This window comes from Desulfonatronospira sp. MSAO_Bac3, assembly GCF_003838035.1.
In the GTDB taxonomy this organism is placed as follows: domain Bacteria; phylum Desulfobacterota; class Desulfovibrionia; order Desulfovibrionales; family Desulfonatronovibrionaceae; genus Desulfonatronospira; species Desulfonatronospira thiodismutans.
This window is the reverse complement of sequence record NZ_QYZY01000139.1, coordinates 1-16,316: the sequence shown is the minus strand read 5'-3', so window position 1 is coordinate 16,316 and position 16,316 is coordinate 1. Positions and strand designations below refer to the sequence as shown.

At 54.3% G+C, this 16,316-nt stretch carries 17 protein-coding genes; 6 read left to right on the top strand and 11 right to left on the bottom strand.

All coding sequences use genetic code 11. From position 1 onward, the window contains the following. The 4 genes from D5S03_RS05050 to D5S03_RS05035 all read right to left on the bottom strand — a co-directional run. Positions 1-1,161 (bottom strand): radical SAM family protein (locus D5S03_RS05050; RefSeq protein WP_287042869.1); only part of this gene is annotated, 1,161 nt, incomplete at its 3' end. 9 nt (positions 1,162-1,170) lie between these two features. Then, positions 1,171-1,785, bottom strand: coding sequence for an SPOR domain-containing protein (locus D5S03_RS05045; RefSeq protein WP_287042868.1), 615 nt, complete (start codon positions 1,783-1,785; stop codon positions 1,171-1,173). A 2-nt stretch (positions 1,786-1,787) separates the two neighbouring features. Continuing rightward, positions 1,788-3,443, bottom strand: coding sequence for an arginine--tRNA ligase (argS, locus tag D5S03_RS05040; RefSeq protein ID WP_287042867.1), 1,656 nt, complete (start codon positions 3,441-3,443; stop codon positions 1,788-1,790). A gap of 28 nt (positions 3,444-3,471) precedes the next feature. After that, entirely contained in the window at positions 3,472-4,407 is a 936-nt protein-coding gene (locus tag D5S03_RS05035; RefSeq protein WP_287042866.1) for an ACP S-malonyltransferase, read from the bottom strand. A gap of 82 nt (positions 4,408-4,489) precedes the next feature. On the opposite strand from D5S03_RS05035, the gene rsmG reads away from it, so the two are divergent. From rsmG to D5S03_RS05005, 6 genes are all read left to right on the top strand, one after another. Then, a complete protein-coding gene (gene rsmG / locus D5S03_RS05030) occupies positions 4,490-5,128 on the top strand; it encodes a 16S rRNA (guanine(527)-N(7))-methyltransferase RsmG (RefSeq protein ID WP_287042865.1) in 639 nt (212 codons plus the stop codon). Positions 5,129-5,266: 138 nt separating this feature from the next. Further along, positions 5,267-6,178: a GTPase Era gene (era, locus tag D5S03_RS05025; protein WP_287042864.1), complete on the top strand. Its 912-nt coding sequence runs from the start codon at positions 5,267-5,269 to the stop codon at positions 6,176-6,178. A 94-nt stretch (positions 6,179-6,272) separates the two neighbouring features. Then, positions 6,273-7,337, top strand: a complete 1,065-nt coding sequence (locus D5S03_RS05020; RefSeq protein ID WP_287042863.1) for a M24 family metallopeptidase — start codon at positions 6,273-6,275, stop codon at positions 7,335-7,337. Further along, positions 7,334-7,591 (top strand): DUF4911 domain-containing protein, encoded by a 258-nt coding sequence (locus tag D5S03_RS05015; RefSeq protein WP_287042862.1) that lies wholly within the window; start codon positions 7,334-7,336, stop codon positions 7,589-7,591. Before D5S03_RS05020 ends, D5S03_RS05015 begins: the two co-directional genes overlap by 4 nt. Further along, positions 7,575-8,039 carry a hypothetical protein gene (locus D5S03_RS05010; RefSeq protein ID WP_008871170.1) on the top strand — a complete coding sequence of 155 codons (465 nt, stop codon included), beginning with the start codon at positions 7,575-7,577 and terminating at the stop codon, positions 8,037-8,039. The genes D5S03_RS05015 and D5S03_RS05010 overlap by 17 nt, the downstream gene beginning before the upstream one ends. Then, positions 8,039-8,794 carry a cyclic nucleotide-binding domain-containing protein gene (locus D5S03_RS05005; RefSeq protein ID WP_287042861.1) on the top strand — a complete coding sequence of 252 codons (756 nt, stop codon included), beginning with the start codon at positions 8,039-8,041 and terminating at the stop codon, positions 8,792-8,794. Before D5S03_RS05010 ends, D5S03_RS05005 begins: the two co-directional genes overlap by 1 nt. 362 nt (positions 8,795-9,156) lie before the next feature. On the opposite strand, the gene D5S03_RS05000 is transcribed toward D5S03_RS05005, so the two are convergent. The 7 genes from D5S03_RS05000 to purF all read right to left on the bottom strand — a co-directional run. Further along, positions 9,157-9,981, bottom strand: coding sequence for a TatD family hydrolase (locus D5S03_RS05000; RefSeq protein ID WP_287042860.1), 825 nt, complete (start codon positions 9,979-9,981; stop codon positions 9,157-9,159). Between the two features lie 3 nt (positions 9,982-9,984). Next, on the bottom strand, positions 9,985-10,185 hold the full coding sequence (locus tag D5S03_RS04995) for a Trm112 family protein (RefSeq protein WP_287042859.1): 201 nt from the start codon (positions 10,183-10,185) through the stop codon (positions 9,985-9,987). Beyond that, a complete protein-coding gene (locus D5S03_RS04990) occupies positions 10,182-11,171 on the bottom strand; it encodes a hypothetical protein (protein WP_287042858.1) in 990 nt (329 codons plus the stop codon). Before D5S03_RS04990 ends, D5S03_RS04995 begins: the two co-directional genes overlap by 4 nt. 1 nt (position 11,172) lies before the next feature. Next, positions 11,173-13,557, bottom strand: a complete 2,385-nt coding sequence (locus tag D5S03_RS04985; protein WP_287042857.1) for a penicillin-binding protein 1A — start codon at positions 13,555-13,557, stop codon at positions 11,173-11,175. A 36-nt stretch (positions 13,558-13,593) separates the two neighbouring features. Beyond that, positions 13,594-14,112 carry a YkgJ family cysteine cluster protein gene (locus D5S03_RS04980; RefSeq protein WP_287042856.1) on the bottom strand — a complete coding sequence of 173 codons (519 nt, stop codon included), beginning with the start codon at positions 14,110-14,112 and terminating at the stop codon, positions 13,594-13,596. After that, the gene (locus D5S03_RS04975) at positions 14,109-15,092 is read right to left on the bottom strand and encodes a KpsF/GutQ family sugar-phosphate isomerase (RefSeq protein ID WP_287042855.1); all 984 of its coding nucleotides are present in this window, start codon (positions 15,090-15,092) and stop codon (positions 14,109-14,111) included. The genes D5S03_RS04980 and D5S03_RS04975 overlap by 4 nt, the downstream gene beginning before the upstream one ends. A 243-nt stretch (positions 15,093-15,335) precedes the next feature. Continuing rightward, a partial coding sequence (gene purF, locus D5S03_RS04970; RefSeq protein WP_287042854.1) for an amidophosphoribosyltransferase occupies positions 15,336-16,316 on the bottom strand: 981 nt, incomplete at its 5' end.

The following is a 16,316-nucleotide window of genomic DNA, read 5'->3' as shown; positions in this document are numbered from 1 at the left end:
GGCCCTGTCCCCGGCCAGTTCCAGATATATATCCGGATCCAGGTTCATGTTGCGCATCTGGATGAAATCTATTCTGTACTCCTGGACAAGACTGGTAAGCCTTTCCAGTTGGTCTTCCGTATCTGTAACCCCTGGAAAAAAAAGAAGGTTAAGGGAGATGAACATATTGTGCTCCCTGGCCAGGGATATGCTCCGGATTACGTCTTCAAACCCGTATCCCCTGGGGCGGTAGTACATATGGTAGAATTCCGGTTCTGCGCTGTTGAGGCTGACCCGCATGGAATCCATACCGGCCCGGGCCAGAGGGGGGATAAATTCCGGCAGGGAAGCGTTGGTATTGATGTTTATGGTTGCAGCCGGAATTTCCTGTCTGGCCTTCTGCAAAGCCTGGATAATTGTTCTGGCCCGGGTCAGGGGCTCGCCTTCGCAGCCCTGGCCGAAGGACAGGATGGGTCGCTTTTCCTTTCTGCAGTGTTCCAGCATGACTTCTATTATCTCCCCGGGAGAGGGAGTGAAGTCAATGCGGGCCTGTGTGGCCTGCATGCCGGAATCGTCTGGCTGATATGAAATGCATCCAATGCAGGCGGCGTTGCACTCACGGGCTGTGGGCAGCGGTGCTTCAAAGCGTCCCAGGGCCAGATTCCTGGCGGCTGGGCAGCAGTAGTTCAGGGCACATCCGGCCAGGTGGCTGATGAGCCTGTTTTCCGGGTATTTGCGAAGCAATTCCCTTGCCCCGCGGGTGATTTTGTCCTGGGGGATGTCGCAGAAGTTCTGCCTCTGGTCCTTGTCCACCTGCATGGCGGATATCCAGAATCTGTCCCGGAAATATCCCACCGCACCGTAAGCGTAAAGAGGCAGCCTGGGAGCACTGTCTTCCTTTGCATAAGCGGCCGTGGCACAAAGGGTGTGCCCGGGACTGGCGAATCCGGCCAGGGCCAGCCCTTCCATTACCTCCACGTTCCCGGTTTCCGGGTCCAGGCCCAGGGCCTTTCTGCCGGGAAGCAAAAAAAGATCGCTTGACTCCGGCAGGGGCATCATCTCGTCGGGCCGGGGCAGTGCGAGCTCTCTGCCCCGGCGTACAAGCATGAGAAGCCCCGGTTCATCGTATATCTGTCCCCTGGCATCAGCGTAGACCAGGTGTGGAGTTTTTGATGTGGGCATGGCTTAAGCTCAGGACGGCCTTTTATTTCGCAGCAGGGGCTGGTCAATGCCCTGTTCGCCGAGCTTCTGTTTGAAGCTGTCAATGTTCGAGGGGGTGGTTTCCACCTCGATAATGACCCTGTACCAGGGTTCTTCTCCTGAAAAGGTTCTGTTGATGGAGGCGGAAAACCCTTCCTGATAAAGGCGCTGCTGCAGTCCCCCGGCACGTTCCATACTCTGAAAGGAGCCCACCTGAAAGGTGTATACGAAAGACTCGGCTTCTGCCTCTGTTTCTGGTTCCGGTGCCGGTTCCGGTTCAGGCGGCAGGGCAGCGGTTTCCAGGGGCTGTTCCTGCGGGGATGGATCTCTGGCAGGCTCTGAGCGCAGGCGTTCGTGAAACTCCAGTTCTTCAGGACGTAGAATCCTGGCCTCTTCCTGTTTTTTCTCTTCCTGGGGCATGATCCTGGAGATATCCGGCATTACGTCTTCGGGATTGTAGCCGCGCCCTACGAAAACACCCAGGATAAAAGCCCAGACAATGGCCAGCAGGGCAAATCCGCCCAGAGTAAGCGTCCTGCCCGGGGTCAGCTGCAGGCTCAGCCTGGACTCCTGCTTTTTTTTGTTCTTGGTGTTTCTGGCAGCCATTGTTACATCTTTTCCGGGGCATGGACTCCCAGGAGCTTCAGCCCGTTGAAAAGTACCCTGGCCGTGGCCTGTAAAAGCAGCATGCGTGCGTGGATGAGTTCCCGGCTATCAGCGTTTAGCACTGAATGTACTGTGTAGTAGCGATGCAGCAGTCCGGCCAGTTCGCGCAGGTAGAAACTGATGTGGTGCGGGCTTAAGTTTCTGGCCGCAGCCTGGACCATATCCGGAAACATTTCCAGCTGTTTCAGAAGATCCAGGTCTTCCTGGGATTCCAGAAGGTGCAAAAGGCTTTGAGGCTCAGGGCCTGTGTCTATCCCTCTTTCAGCGGCCTTTGCAAAGACCGAGCATATCCTGGCATGGGCGTACTGGACATAAAAGACCGGGTTGTCCATGCTCTTTTTCTTGACCTCTTCAAGGTCAAAATCCAGGTGACTGTCACTTTTGCGGCTAAGGAATATAAACCTGCAGGCGTCCACACCCACTTCTTCCATGACCTGGCGCAGGGTGACGAACTCTCCGGAGCGGGTGGACATGCTCACCTGCTGACCGGCCCGCAAAAGATTGACCAGCTGAACCAGGATGACCCGCAGGCTCCCGGCGGGCCTGCCCAGGGCCTGGACAGCAGCCTGCATCCTGGGTGCGTAGCCGTGATGATCGGCCCCCCATATATCCACAACTGTTTCAAAGCCGCGGTTGAACTTGTTGTGGTGATAAGCAATGTCCGAAGCAAAATAAGTCAGAGCCCCGTCGGACTTTTGCAGTACCCGGTCCTTGTCGTCCCCGAAGGAGGTGGACCTGAACCACAGGGCCCCGTCATGGATGTAGGCCATATCTTTTTCCTGCAGCCACTCCAGGGTCTTCTGGACCTCGCCCCGGTCAAACAGACCCTGTTCTGAAAACCATACCTGATGCTCGACACCGAAATGCTCCAGGTCTTCTTTGATGCCGGCCAGAATGCTCTGGACAGCCTTTTCCCGGCACAGGGCAATGGCGCTTTCCCGGTCCTGCTTTAAAAGGTCCCGGCCGTGTTCTTGATAAAGTGCCCGGGCGTCATCCTGCAGGTATTCGCCCTGATAATGATCAGGGGAAAGCTCCGCCTCCAGCCCGCAGAGCTGCTCGTACCTGATTAGAACCGAATCCCCCAGGACATACATCTGCCTGCCGGCATCATTGAGGTAATATTCAGTGCTTGCTTCAAAACCTGCAAAGCGCAGGATCCTGGCCAGGGAATCCCCCAGGGCCGCGCCGCGACCGTGCCCGATATGCAGAGGTCCTGTGGGATTGGCTGAGACGTACTCAACCTGTATTTTGTGTTTGCGTCCCAGATCAGAAGATCCGAATCCTTCCTGTTCCTTCTGGATGACGGGGATGATTGACTGCCAGAACGAGGGCCTGAAAGTGAAGTTCAAAAAACCTGGCCCGGCGATTTCTATACTTTGCAGCTTTTCAGCCCGGCCCAGCATCATGTCTTTGAACCTTGCAGCCAGGTCCCTGGGTTTTTCCCCGGCCTGTCCGGCCAGGAGCATGGCCAGGTTGCAGGCCAGGTCTCCGAAACTCTTTTCCCGGGGAGTTTCTATAGAGGCCTTGTCCGGCCACTTCAGGCCCAGCTCATGGACCACTTCCCGCAGGTGTTTTTCGACATATTCTCTGGCAAACATCTATTTTCTTCTTTTGGTTCTCAATCTTTTAGTTCTCAGGCTCAATGTCTTTGAGACAGGACAGGTTTCTGGCCTCAATACCTGCATCACGGCCCAGGATCTGGGGGATCATTCTGGTCAGGACGCCCTTGGGTCCCAGTTCCACGAACTGTTTTGCGCCATGTTCATGCATGTTTTCTATAAGCTGGGCAAAGTATACCGGGGAAGTCATCTGGGTGGACATAATCCTCCTGATTTTTTCCGGGTCCTGTTCCATATCGGCTGTGGCATTGAAAAATACTGGAAAGGCCGGCGTTTTCCAGTCCAGCTTGCGCATGACGTCTGAAAGTTCTTCGGCAGCCTCCTGCATCATGGGGCTGTGAAACGCCCCGCTTACTGGCAGGTGAAAAAGCCGGCCCTTTGCTTCCTGAACCAGGCTTTCCAGGCGCTGCAGGGCCTCTTTGTCCCCGGAAACCACAGTCTGGGTGGGTGTATTGTAATTGGCCACCAGAATCTCCTTGTCTGTATCAGTGGCCACCCGGCTGACCATATCTTCCACCTGGTCCTTTTTCAACTTTAGTATGGCTGCCATACCTCCCCGGGAATGGGGGTCGGCCTCGTCCATGAGCCTGCCCCTGAGAGAGGTGAGTTCCAGAACTGACCGTGGTTCCAGTACCTGTGCGGCGCAAAGAGCACAAAATTCGCCCAGGCTGTGTCCGGCGCTGCAGGAAACATCCAGCCTCGATTCAAGGCGCATCCACAGGGTCAGGTTGACTGCGGTAAGAGCCGGCTGTACATAGCGGGTTGCGTCCATCTCCCCGCAGCCCTGATCCCAGAAAATTTCGCGCAGGGGATGGCCACAAGCCTGTTCGGCCATTTTCCATATTTCCATGGCGGCGGTGTCGCTTTCGGCCAGGTCCCGGCCCATGTTGGCCTCCTGGGAGCCTTGACCGGGGAAGAGCACCCCAGTAAGCTGCTTTGTCATTTTTGACCTCCAAAATTCAGCAAACCTCAACACTTACTTTTTTTGGGTTTAAAAGTCGAGGGGTTAAACACGGGTTTTTTGCATGCAGTTTGAGGAGTTAAGGGAGGAAACAGCAACTCTGGGTTTTGATTTGAACCCGCAGCAGGTGCAGGGTCTACAGGCATATCTGAGCATCCTGGAAAAATGGAACAGGAGTGTAAACCTGGTTGGGCCGTCCCACTGGAGGGAGATCCTGCACAGCCTGGTGGTGGACAGTCTGTACCTTTCAGGTTTTTTATCGCAGATGGTGCATCAGGAAGATATCCGCAGCCTGGACCTGGGTGCCGGGGCTGGACTGCCGGGGCTCCCCCTGCGTCTGCTCTGGGATAAGGGCAATTACTACCTCGTGGAAAGCCGGTTTAAAAGATGCGCTTTTATGCGCCAGGCCATTGCTGCCATGGGTATTCAAAATACATACGTGATTAATGGCAGGGTCGAGGATCTGCCCCGGGATATTCTGCCTGCAGACCTGATTGTAAGCCGGGCCTTTATGCCCTGGAAAAAGCTTCTTGCACTGACAGTCTCCATGCTCGATGTCAGGGGAAGTCTGATTGTGCTGAGCAGTCAGGAGGCCGAGGGCAAGGATCTGCAGGGTTTTGTTCTGAAAGAGCAGTTTTGTTATCAGGTCCAGGGCAAAAGGCGCTTTTTCTGGGCCTTGCAGAAGATGGATGACGGAGGGTAGAGAATCCCGACTAAACAAAGGCAGATTTGGTAGGAGTAGACAGCCCCCGTGCGACATTTGCCAGAATAAGAAGTAGACACAAGGCATTCTGAATAGTCACATGATTAGTTACAAACAGGGAAACACAGGCAATGTGAAATGACGGAAAACAAGGACACACATCTTTTCGGAACTGCTGCCCTGGTGGGGCCGCCCAATGCCGGAAAATCCACCCTGATGAACACCCTGGTGGGGGAGAAGGTGGCCATTGTCACTCCCAAGGCCCAGACCACCAGGAACCGCATCAGCGGAATATTGAGTACAGACAGGTACCAGGTGGTATTTATGGATACACCTGGGGTAAACAAGGCAAGGGGCAAACTGGGCGAGCTTTTGAACCGCTCTGCCATGGAAGGGCTTAATTCCACAGACGTAGTTCTACTGGTGGTGGATACAGAGCTTTACGTAAGAAAACCCCATTTTCTGAAAAAGGACTTTCAGCCCTTCAAAAAAAGAGTCTCAGGGCTCTCCGGGGTGGTTGTAGTGTCCAATAAGATAGACAAGGTAAGGGACAAAAAGAAAGTTTTGCCGGTATGGCAGGAGCTGAGCCGAATGTTTCCGGAAAGGGAGATCCTGCCGGTATCTGCATCCACCGGGGAGGGAACAGAGATACTCCTGGAAAGGATCCTGGAGCATATGCACCCCGGTCCGGCCCTGTACCCGGAGGACCAGCTGTCCACCCTGCCCATGCGGTTTATGGTGGCGGAAATAATCCGGGAGAAGCTGTTTCTGGCCATGCGCCAGGAAGTGCCTTACGGTCTGGCCGTGGAAATAGAATACTGGAAAGAACAGGAAGACCTTTTGCATATCAGTGCCGTAATATATGTCCTGCGGGATGCCCACAAGTCAATGGTCATAGGCAGGGGTGGAGAGGTACTCAAAAAGGTGGGCATGCAGGCCAGGCTGGAAGCAGAAGCTTTGAGCGGGAAAAGGGTGTACCTGGAAACACATGTAAAGGTCAGGCCTGGATGGGACGAAAATCCGGGGTTTCTCAGATCCCTTGGGATATAAGATGAGACTTCTGACCTCTGGCCTCTGACATCTGACTTCTGGAGGTCAGGGAGGCGGCTTATTGTTGATTTATTCCTTATGAAATGGAGATACTATGCAAGAAACCCGCGCTGTGCGCAGGAAAAAACTGAAAAAGAACCTGGCGGAAAAGGATGTCCATGCACATCTTATCACCAGCCCGGCCAACCGCTACTATCTAAGCGGTTTTGAACTGCATGATCCCCAGTGTAATGAAAGTGCAGGGTGTCTTCTGGTTACCCGGGAAAAGGACTACCTGCTCACAGATCCCAGATACCTGGAAGAGGGCAAGGCTTATTTTCCTGAAGAGGACATATTTGTTTACACCAGGGACAAGTACAAGCAGATAAAGAGCTATCTGAACAAGACGGGCATATACAGACTGGGCTTTGAACCGCAGTGGATGAATTACGAGTTTTATGCAGCACTCAGTCAGGAATTTGAGATGGTGCCGCTCAAAGGGCTGGTGGAGGACCTGCGCTTTGTCAAGGATAAACGTGAGATGGATCTGGTTAAAAAGTCCTGCGCCCTCAATCACAAGGTCTTTACCCGCCTGGAGCAGATACTTCGTCCCGGTCTGCGGGAAAAGGACATTGCCTGGGAAGCGGAAAAAATGTTCAAGGAGGAAGGTGCCAGCGAAATGAGCTTTTCCACCATAGTGGCCGCAGGCGAGCGCTCCGCTCTGCCGCACGCCTCTCCCGGCGACAGGGAGCTAAGGGATGGAATGCCCCTGCTGGTGGATATGGGGGGCAGGTATCAGGACTACTGTTCGGACCAGTCCCGTACATTCTGGATAGGTTCCAAAGAGGATGTTTTTTTCAGGCAGACCAGGGACCTGGTGCGCAAGGCCCAGGACCTGGTGATAGAGTGGATGGCTCCGGGCAGGTCCATCAGCGAGGCCTACCAGATAGTAAGCTCTTTTTTTGCTGAACACGGAGTGGACAGGCATTTCACCCATTCTCTGGGGCATGGCATCGGTCTGGAGACCCATGAGGCCCCAAGCCTCGGCCCCAATGCAAAAGGGGAGTTTGTACCCGGCATGGTGGTCACAGTGGAGCCGGGACTTTATTATGCAGGCTGGGGTGGAGTTCGCTGGGAATACATGGTCCTGGTTACCAGAAGCGGGGTGGAGATCCTTTGAGCTTTGCACCTCTTTTTTCCAGACGGGTGTACGTGGAGCTTGAGCGCAAAGACATAGCCCTTTTCAAGTTTTTGCTTGAGTCCATGGACAATCTGGCTTATATGAGCGTTGTGGACAAATACAGGGCGGTAGTGCAACTGGTATACGCCCCTGGCTCGGAGGATGACCTGGATAATTTTCTGGCTGCTGCCGGCCGGGAGATCAATTTGAAAGTAGTCTACAGAGGTGCATTGAAAAATGAAAAGAATTTTTGAGCACAACAGGTTTACTGCAGGCTCCAGACACTGGGCCGGTGGAAAAAATGCAGGCCGGGCCATGCTTACCTTGTTCATGCTGGCCTTTTTCTGTCTCGGTATGGGGGGTACCAGCGGCACTTTCGGGCCTGCTGCAGAAAAGGACCGGTTTTTCAGGGCTGAGATTAAAGATCGTTCGGACAAAAGCCATGAAGTGCAGGGCATTTTTGTCCAGGGTTCCACTTATCTTCCGGCCCGTACCGGCTCCGCCGAGGCCGAAGTGGATTTCGGCAAGATTGAAAGTGCCCGTTTCTATGTTCAGGATGACAGGGTTCTGGCCAGGGTGACCATGGTCAACCAGGAAGAGATGGATTTTTATATTCAGCCCCAGACTACCTTTCAAGGAAAGACTGACTGGGGCAGTATTTCCTTCAGGGCGGACGAAATCAAGGAAATAAGCTTTAAGTGATGCGGGACGGGGAATTTTTCAATACACAAAAGCCCAGTGTTCTAAACCTGGGCGGGGATACGGATATTTTTGTCCAGGGGGAAGCTGCAGACTGCTTTTATGTGCTTCTTTCGGGACAGGCCGATCTTTTGCGCGGTGAACAAAAGGTTATGCAGCTTGGTTCCGGTACTGTCCTGGGAACGGAAACCCTTTTCAGGCCGGACAAGGGTTATCTTTACACCGCCCGCACCAGGGGAGAGGCAAGGGTGGCCAGGCATGGCTACCAGGAATTTCTGGACCAGGCCATGTCCGGACCGCGTCTCCTGCGCCGGGTGCTGGATACGCATATCAGGGAGATTGAAGAGCTCTGGCTGCGTATGGAGGCTGCATTCAAGGAAAATCAGGATTATTATTTTCCCGGGGGCATCAAGTCCTGTGCCCCGGGGGAGTGGGTGATCCGGGAGGGCGACCGGGATGATGCGATATACCGCATAGTGTCTTCCGACCAGGGCCTGGAGGTGGTCAAGCAGGATAAAGTGCTGGCTCTTTTAAGAGAGCCGGGGGATTTTTTCGGGGAGATGGCCGCCATCCTGGGAGAGGCCAGGACCGCCGGAGTGAGATCCGTAGGCGAATCCGTCCTTGAGGTATACCCCGGTGACCGGCTGAACCAGATGATTGCAGACTATCCGGGCATGTCGGCGCGCATTATAAGCAATCTGGCCCAGCGCCTGGCCAGTACTTCCAGAGAGCTGGCCTGCGACTCCCAGGACACTTGATAACTGGAGCACTTCCTGATCTTTCCGCCTTGCCTGCTGTGTTTGTTATCCTGCCATGTGAAGAAGGGGTGTCGTTCTGTCATTTAAATTGGGTTTTAAGATTCATCATCTGATAAAACTGGTCAATCTAAGCGCACCGCTGCAATCCAGGGTCCGAGGGCTTTGCAAACAGGGCGTAAACTGTCTGAACAACGTAGGAAGCGTTAATCAAAACCGTTCAACACCGAATTTGATTCAAAGCATGTTATAGAAGTTATTCTGGTTTAAAAACTCGTGTATAGGTTTTGATTTACGCTTCCTTGGAGTGAGTTTTTACGTCCTGTTTGCAAAGTCCCCGGACCCTGGTGAACTTTACATTGGGTTTAACTTTTGACCCCGAAAAAACTGCGGCAGTTGTCCCCGCATGTCATCCACAGTTCACCGGCATCCATATCCTTTGACCGGGCCGCTTCCAGGGCCGTAAACACCATCAGGGCGGGCTCGTTCTGTTTGCCCCGATAGGGCTCAGGTGCGATAAAGGGACAATCGGTTTCCAGCAAGAGCCTGTCCACGGGGATTTCTTTGACCACCTCTCTTAGCTGGGTGTTTCTGGCAAAGGTGATGCTTCCGGGTATGGAAATGAACCAGCCGTGATCCAGGATCTCCCGGGCGGTTTCCAGGTCCTGGCCGAAGCAGTGCCACAGCACCTTCCTGTCTCTGAACCCCATTTGTTTAAGTATCTCAAGGGTCTCTTCCGCAGCGTCCCTGGAATGGATGACTGCGGGAAGATCCAGATCCCTGGCCAGCTCCAGCTGGGTCCTGAAGGCCTGCCTCTGATCCTGCGGACTGCTTTTATTGTAGAAAAAGTCCAGGCCGGTCTCGCCCACGGCCTTTATACTCTTATCATCACGGGCAAGGGAGTAAAGACGTCCGGATGTTTCTGTGTCCAGTGTGGAGGCCTCGTGGGGATGTACTCCCAGGATGTAAAAAATACCGGGCTGCGATGAGAAGAGTTCCCTTCCCTTCAGGTAGGCATCGGGTCCAAGAAATACCTGACCCAGAGTAGTTATCCCGCACTTTTTTGCCCTGTCCAGGACCTGGTCCAGATTGCCGGCCAGGGTTTTAAAGTCCAGATGCGCGTGGCTGTCTGCGCCCCCGGGGGGCAGGGCCATTTCCTGGGGCAGGGGCCTGTTCTTATTTTTGCCCATGCATCAGTCCTTTGCGCGTACGCCATTTTCCCAGTCATGTTCTGGTATGGCTTCATCAATGAGCATGACTGGTATTTCCTCCCTGATGGGGTAGACCAGGGCACACTCAGAGCATTTAAGGCCCTCCTCCTGGCCTGTGAGAGTCAGGTCTGACTTGCATTTGGGGCAGGCCAGAATTTGCAGCAGTTCTTTGTTCAGACTCATGTCTTTACCTCCGAAGCATCCAGGGGATGCAGATAACGGTGAACATATTTTGCGGGCAGATACGCCCAGATCTTGTACAGCAAAAAGACACACACCAGGGAGAAAACCAACCTGGCCAGAAGTATGCCTGAAAGATCGGCACCCAGCAACAGCATGAGCAGGGTATCTTCAATGAGACTGTGGGCAATGCCCATAAGGGTCAGGGAGAAAAATACATCCCTTTGCGGAATCCGCCTGGTGCGCACTTCCCTGATGATGAGGGCCCCGCCGTAGGCCAGGCCCATGGTCAGGCCTACTATGGTGATGGATGCTGCTTCCCTGCCGATTCCAAGCAGTCTGAAAAGGGGGTTTAGCATCCAGATAAGTATTCTGGTGACCTGTATGTAATCCAGGAAACGGATTACAGCTACAAGGGCCATTATTATCAGGTAGATGACCCCAAGATTGCGCAGCTGGGCCGCAAACCATCCCATAAGCCCCTCTGGCTGCGGATCTGGACGCCAGACTACGGTGTTTTGTCCCTGCAGCCAACCCCCCCATTCATAAACAAGATTTAAAATAATGCCCAGGATGATGGCGCAGATAATTCTGAAAAGGGCCTGGAAAACCAGCCTGGCACCGCATTTCTGGGCGATGCGCAGCTCAATGGGCAGGGCGTGGGCCATTAAGACGGCAGTGGATAAAATAGTCACCTGGGCCACGCTCAATTCAAAGCTCCCTGGAAGGGAGACAAAGACTATCATGGCGCTGTAGACATTGTTGAGAATGGCCGTGGCCCAGACCAGGCCCATACTGCCCGGCAGGCCCATGAGGTGCATGACCGGTTCCAGCAGATCTGCCAGATAGGGTAAGAGATCCAGTTCGGTAATTATCTTTACCAGGATGATTACAGGGACCATTATTTTCAACAGCCTTAGAAAAAGGACGGTTGCCTCCCTGATGATCCCGGCAAAGGAGGAGAGGATACCTGCGGACAGGTTTTTCACATTAATACATCTGTTTTAACAGGTCTTCTTCTGTGGCTCCACTGCTTCCGGAGCCTTCCTCCCGGTCGGATTCAGCCCTGGCGCTTTTGCGGGTGGGCTCGGTTCCAGCCTTGAAAGGCAGGAAATAGGTGTTGTCCATGCCCGAAGGAGCCAGGAGTCCGGATTCAGCGTCTATCCTGGCCGTGACTATTCCCGGAGGACGCTGGAAATCCTGGACAGGGTACTCTTCTTCTACCTCTTTTCGGTAGTCTACCCAGATGGGAGATGCCGCCCTGGCACCGGTCTCAAAACGCCCCATGGGCCGGGGCTGGTCAAATCCAACGTATACTCCGGTGAGAAGATAAGGCGAATATCCCAGGTACCAGGCGTCTTTCTGCTGGTTTGTGGTTCCGGTTTTGCCGGCCACGGGCCTGCCCAGGGCCCTGGCCCTCCATCCGGTGCCGTCTGCAACCACTTCCTGCAGCAGGCTGGTGATGATGTAGGAGTTCTCGTGGCTGATGGCCTCAACCGGCTCTGTATCGTTTTCATAAATGAGCTGGCCCCAGGAGTCCGAGACAGAATTGATCAGCCTGGGAACCACGTAAGACCCGTCCCGGGCAAAGGCGCTGAAGGCCTGACACATATCCTCTAAGGTGACCGGTACTGAGCCGAGGCTTATGGACAGATCCCTGGGAAACTCCTCCTGGATGCCCAGGCTGCGGGACCTGTCTATGAGTTCACCAATGCCCAGGTTCTGGGCCACCCGGATGGTGACCAGATTTCTGGATTTGACCAAGGCGTCTCTTATGAGGGTCGGTCCATGGAATACGCCTTCGAAATTGCGAGGTCTCCAACTGGTCAGGGTCTCATGGTCATCGTAGACAAAAGGGGCATCCAGGACAATGGAGGCCGGTGTATAGCCATTGTCCAGGGCTGCGGAGTAAACTATGGGCTTGAAAGCCGAACCGGTCTGCCTTCTGGCCTGGGTGGCCCGGTTGAAATGGCTCTGGTGAAAATCATATCCTCCGGCCAGGGCCATGACATCTCCGGTGCGCGGATCCAATGAATAGATGGCTCCCTGTACCTCGGGCTCCTGTTCCAGGGCCATCTCAAATACAATGGGTTCCATGCGGCTTTCATCCATCAGTTCATCCGGTTCGGGCTTGTGCTGTAAAGAGGCCCAGACAATGTCCCCCGGTTCAAGAATCCGGGTGGCGTCCCTTATTGCCCGTACCTCTTCCGGAGCTCTTGAGGGATCGGGTGTTCTGCCCCATTCCATGGTGGATACATCTATGCGGCCATGGAAGTCTCCAAAGCGTACATCAGCTCCAGAGGCCTCAACATCCGTTACCAGGACTTGAGTCCACTGACCCTTTTCCATTTCTTCAGGATCCAGAACCTGCTGCATCAGAAAGCCCTGCTGCATTTCCGGCTCGATATTGTCCAGGGGGCCTCTCCAGCCTCTTCTCTTGGTAGAGTCCTCCAGTCCCTGGCGCAGGGCCTTCTGGGCGGCCTCAAGGTGCTTGAAGCTGGTGGGGGTCTGGACCATCAGCCCGCCCTCATAGACCTTTTCCTCGCCGAACATCTGGATCAGTCGGCGGCGGACTTCTTCCAGGTAGTAGGGCCCTTTTTGCCAGGATGGATCCGGCATACGTTCGAGTTCCACAGACTTTGATACGGCTTCCTGGTACTCCTGCTCATCTATCCAGCCCAGGTTCAGCATGCGGCTAAGTACATACATCTGCCGGTGCCTGGCGCCTTCGGGATTGCGGTAGGGGTTGAGCCTGGACGGGGCCTTGGGCAGGGCCGCCAGAAGCGAGGCTTCAGCCAGGTTCAGTTCGCCGGCGTGCTTGCCGAAGTACTCCCTGGATGCGGCTTCTATGCCATAAGCCCTGGAGCCCAGGAAGATCTGATTCATGTAAATGGTCAGGATTTCATCCTTGGTCAGGTGGTTTTCCAGCCTGTAAGCCAAAATGGCTTCCTTGAGTTTGCGGGTGTAGCTGCGCTCCGGGGTTAGAAGCAAAGACTTTATCACCTGCTGGGTGATGGTGCTGCCGCCCTGGACTATTTCCCCGGCCTTGAAATTCTGGATTGCGGCCCTGGCCACGCCCAGCATGGATACTCCCTCGTGTTCGTAGAACCGGGCGTCTTCTGAGGCCAGGAAGGCCTTGACCGCCACCGGGGCAATCTCATCCAGGGAAACCAGATAGCGCTTTTCACGGTAAAACTGCCCCAGGACATCACCGTCCCGGGTGAAGACCTTGGTCACCAGTGGCGGGTCATAGTCGGAAATGGTTCTGTAATCGGGCAGATCCTGTGCCGCCCACTTGTAGAGTCCGATGCCCACGGCAGTTGCTGCAAGGATCAGCACCAGAAGTAATACGGAGAATATTTTCAGGTATTTCATTTTTATAATAATAAACCAGAGTGTAAAGTTGAAGGATCAGTCATTAAGTCCCAGGTTCCGGAGCATGGAGTAAAAATCTTCCTGCAGGGTTGTTACTTCCGCCCTGAAAAGCCTGAGCAGGTTTTTTACCTCTACGGTCTCCTGCTGGGCCAGGCATTTACTGAATGCCATATACCCCAGCCTGCCCCGGTAAAACCAGAAGGGAAAAAGACGGCAGTAAAAGGGCCGCAACTCCCGGGGCAAAAGGCAGCCGTCATCCTGAAGCAGTATACATTTACCATCTGATAACGTTTTTAAACGCAAATGACAAGTATCAAGGGCAAAAATTGCTCTGGTTTTGTGCTGGTGATCCGGCAGAAGTCTGCCCATTGAGGCGATGAAGTCTGCTGTATTCGGCTGCTCAACGAAAAAGTCTGAGTGCTGCAGATGATTCTGGATGTCTTCTTTTTCCTGGGTGGACAAAGGAAAGCACAGCTCTTCCAGGCCGGGGCTCAGGCGGCAACAGGTGGGAAAAACCCGACTGCACCTGAGGCATACGTATTCCTGCGTGCTCATGAGGAGAACTTGAGTTTGCCCTTGCCCAGCAGGTCATGCAGGTGCACCAGGCCTTTGATGCGGTTTTCATGGTCCACGATGGGCAGAACGGTTATGGCTTTTTCCTCCATGACGTCCAGAACAGAGGCTGCTGACTGGCCGGGATTTGCATGAACAGGAGAAGAAATCATGTGCAGCCCTGCCGGGTCGCTCAACCGCCAGTTATTGCCGCAGACCATGCGGCGCACATCGCCGTCGGTTATAACTCCGGCCAGCCTGTTATCTCCGGAAGTGATAAAGACCACTCCGAAACCTCCCTGGTTCATTACTTCCAGGGCGTTTTCCAGGCTTTCATCTTCCCGGGCCAGGGGCAGGGCGCTGGTGTGCATAAGCCTGTGAATGCCCTGCCTGAGCCTTTGCCCCAGAAATCCCCCGGGATGGTATCTCTGAAAATCCTTTTTGCCGAAGTGCTTGCTCTGCATCAGAGCTATGGCCATGGCATCGCCCACCGCCAGGACTGCTGTGGTGCTGCTGGTGGGGGCAAGACCCAGAGAGCAGGCTTCTCTTGGAACCCGGACCCTGATGACCACGTCCGCCAGGCGGGCCATGGTGGATCCGGTATCGGCGGTCAGGGCCACAATCCTTATTCCCAGGGAACTGATGCTCTGCAGGATGGAGTTTACCTCTTCGGTTTCGCCGCTGTTGGAGATGGCTACCACCAGATCTTCACTTCTGAGCATACCCATATCCCCGTGGGCGCCTTCCACTGGATGCAGAAAAAAGGCCGGGCTTCCGGTGCTGCTGAAGGTAGCGGCCATTTTACGGCCGATGAGCCCGGATTTGCCCACTCCGGTAAGTACTATACGCCCGGAGCAGGCGGACATTTCCTCCATGGCAGAAGAAAAGGCTTCGTCCAGGTCGTCGCGCACCGCGCGGATGGCTTCCAGTTCTATATCCAGGACCTCGCGGGCCTTTTTCAGCCAGTTGTTGCTCTCAGACATAGGTATTGCAGGTGGTTTTACATTCAGAATTTGAACGTTTCTGGTATTTATTCAGCATGCTTTCTCTTTGCTCTTACTCTGTTAATCGGTGTCGGGGTCGGTATGGGAATCAAAATCCAAAGGCCAGGTCATTAGGGAAGTTCCCCAGTATTTTCGATACCGATTCCGACCCCGACAAAAGCATTGTCACAGTAAAGCAGGGGAATATTCTACGTGGCGCATTTAAAGCGCTGAACAGACCTCCTACCACTCCAGGCAGAGTTTGTCGCAGTTGGGAGAAGGGGGTACCGGATAAGTTCCATTGAAGCAGGCCAGGCAGAATGATCTGTTGCTGTTAAGAGAAGCCAGGAGGCCTTCTACGCTCAAGTAATGCAGCGAGTCCAGTCCTATGAACTCAGCGATGTCTTCCACGCTTTGATTGGCGGCTATAAGCTCTCCCTTGGAGGAAAAGTCTATGCCGTAGTAGCAGGGGTGCTTTATAGGCGGACAGCTCACCCGCATGTGTATCTCTTTGGCCCCCAGTTCGCGCAGTTTTTTCACCCGGGTGCGGATGGTTGTACCCCGGACTATGGAGTCCTCCACGATAAGGATTTTTTTGTCCCGGATCATGCTCCGGGCGGGATTGAGCTTTACCCGGACGCCGAAATCGCGCATATCCTGGGAGGGCTGGATGAAAGTCCGGCCCACGTAGTGATTGCGGATCATGGCCATCTCAAAGGGAATTCCTGATTCCCGGGCATAACCTACAGCTGCGTAAACCCCGGAGTCAGGGAAGGGCATTACGTAATCCGCCTCCACAGGGGCTTCCCTGGCCAGGGCCCGGCCCATTTCCTTGCGGGCATGGTAGACCTCGTCGTCGAAAACAATGGAATCAGGCCGGGCAAAGTAGATGAGCTCAAAAACACAGGGAGAAGGTTCACTTACTTCTGCAAACTGAGTGCTCTCCAGACGGCCGTTTTCCACCACCACCATTTCCCCGGGCTGGACACATCGCAGGTATTCGGCTTCCAGAAGATCAAAGGCGCAGGTTTCCGAGGCGAATACATAGGAGTCGCCCAGACGTCCTATGGACATGGGCCTGAATCCATTGGGGTCGCGAACGGCGATCAGCTTGTCATTGGCCATGATGAGCAGGGTGTAGGCCCCTTTTACTTTCTGCAGGGCCTTCTTCAGGGCGTCTTCCAGGGAGTTGCCGTTCATGTTCCTGGAGAGCAGGTGAACTAT

What these genes read in the sequence shown, in the direction of transcription:
- D5S03_RS05045 (WP_287042868.1), bottom strand. Translation starts at nt 1,785, where the DNA reads ATGGCTGCCAGAAACACCAAGAACAAAAAAAAGCAGGAGTCCAGGCTG.
- argS (WP_287042867.1), bottom strand. Translation starts at nt 3,443, where the DNA reads ATGTTTGCCAGAGAATATGTCGAAAAACACCTGCGGGAAGTGGTCCAT.
- D5S03_RS05035 (WP_287042866.1), bottom strand. Translation starts at nt 4,407, where the DNA reads ATGACAAAGCAGCTTACTGGGGTGCTCTTCCCCGGTCAAGGCTCCCAG.
- rsmG (WP_287042865.1), top strand. Translation starts at nt 4,490, where the DNA reads ATGCAGTTTGAGGAGTTAAGGGAGGAAACAGCAACTCTGGGTTTTGAT.
- era (WP_287042864.1), top strand. Translation starts at nt 5,267, where the DNA reads ATGACGGAAAACAAGGACACACATCTTTTCGGAACTGCTGCCCTGGTG.
- D5S03_RS05020 (WP_287042863.1), top strand. Translation starts at nt 6,273, where the DNA reads ATGCAAGAAACCCGCGCTGTGCGCAGGAAAAAACTGAAAAAGAACCTG.
- D5S03_RS05010 (WP_008871170.1), top strand. Translation starts at nt 7,575, where the DNA reads ATGAAAAGAATTTTTGAGCACAACAGGTTTACTGCAGGCTCCAGACAC.
- D5S03_RS05005 (WP_287042861.1), top strand. Translation starts at nt 8,039, where the DNA reads ATGCGGGACGGGGAATTTTTCAATACACAAAAGCCCAGTGTTCTAAAC.
- D5S03_RS05000 (WP_287042860.1), bottom strand. Translation starts at nt 9,981, where the DNA reads ATGGGCAAAAATAAGAACAGGCCCCTGCCCCAGGAAATGGCCCTGCCC.
- D5S03_RS04995 (WP_287042859.1), bottom strand. Translation starts at nt 10,185, where the DNA reads ATGAGTCTGAACAAAGAACTGCTGCAAATTCTGGCCTGCCCCAAATGC.
- D5S03_RS04985 (WP_287042857.1), bottom strand. Translation starts at nt 13,557, where the DNA reads ATGAAATACCTGAAAATATTCTCCGTATTACTTCTGGTGCTGATCCTT.
- D5S03_RS04980 (WP_287042856.1), bottom strand. Translation starts at nt 14,112, where the DNA reads ATGAGCACGCAGGAATACGTATGCCTCAGGTGCAGTCGGGTTTTTCCC.
- D5S03_RS04975 (WP_287042855.1), bottom strand. Translation starts at nt 15,092, where the DNA reads ATGTCTGAGAGCAACAACTGGCTGAAAAAGGCCCGCGAGGTCCTGGAT.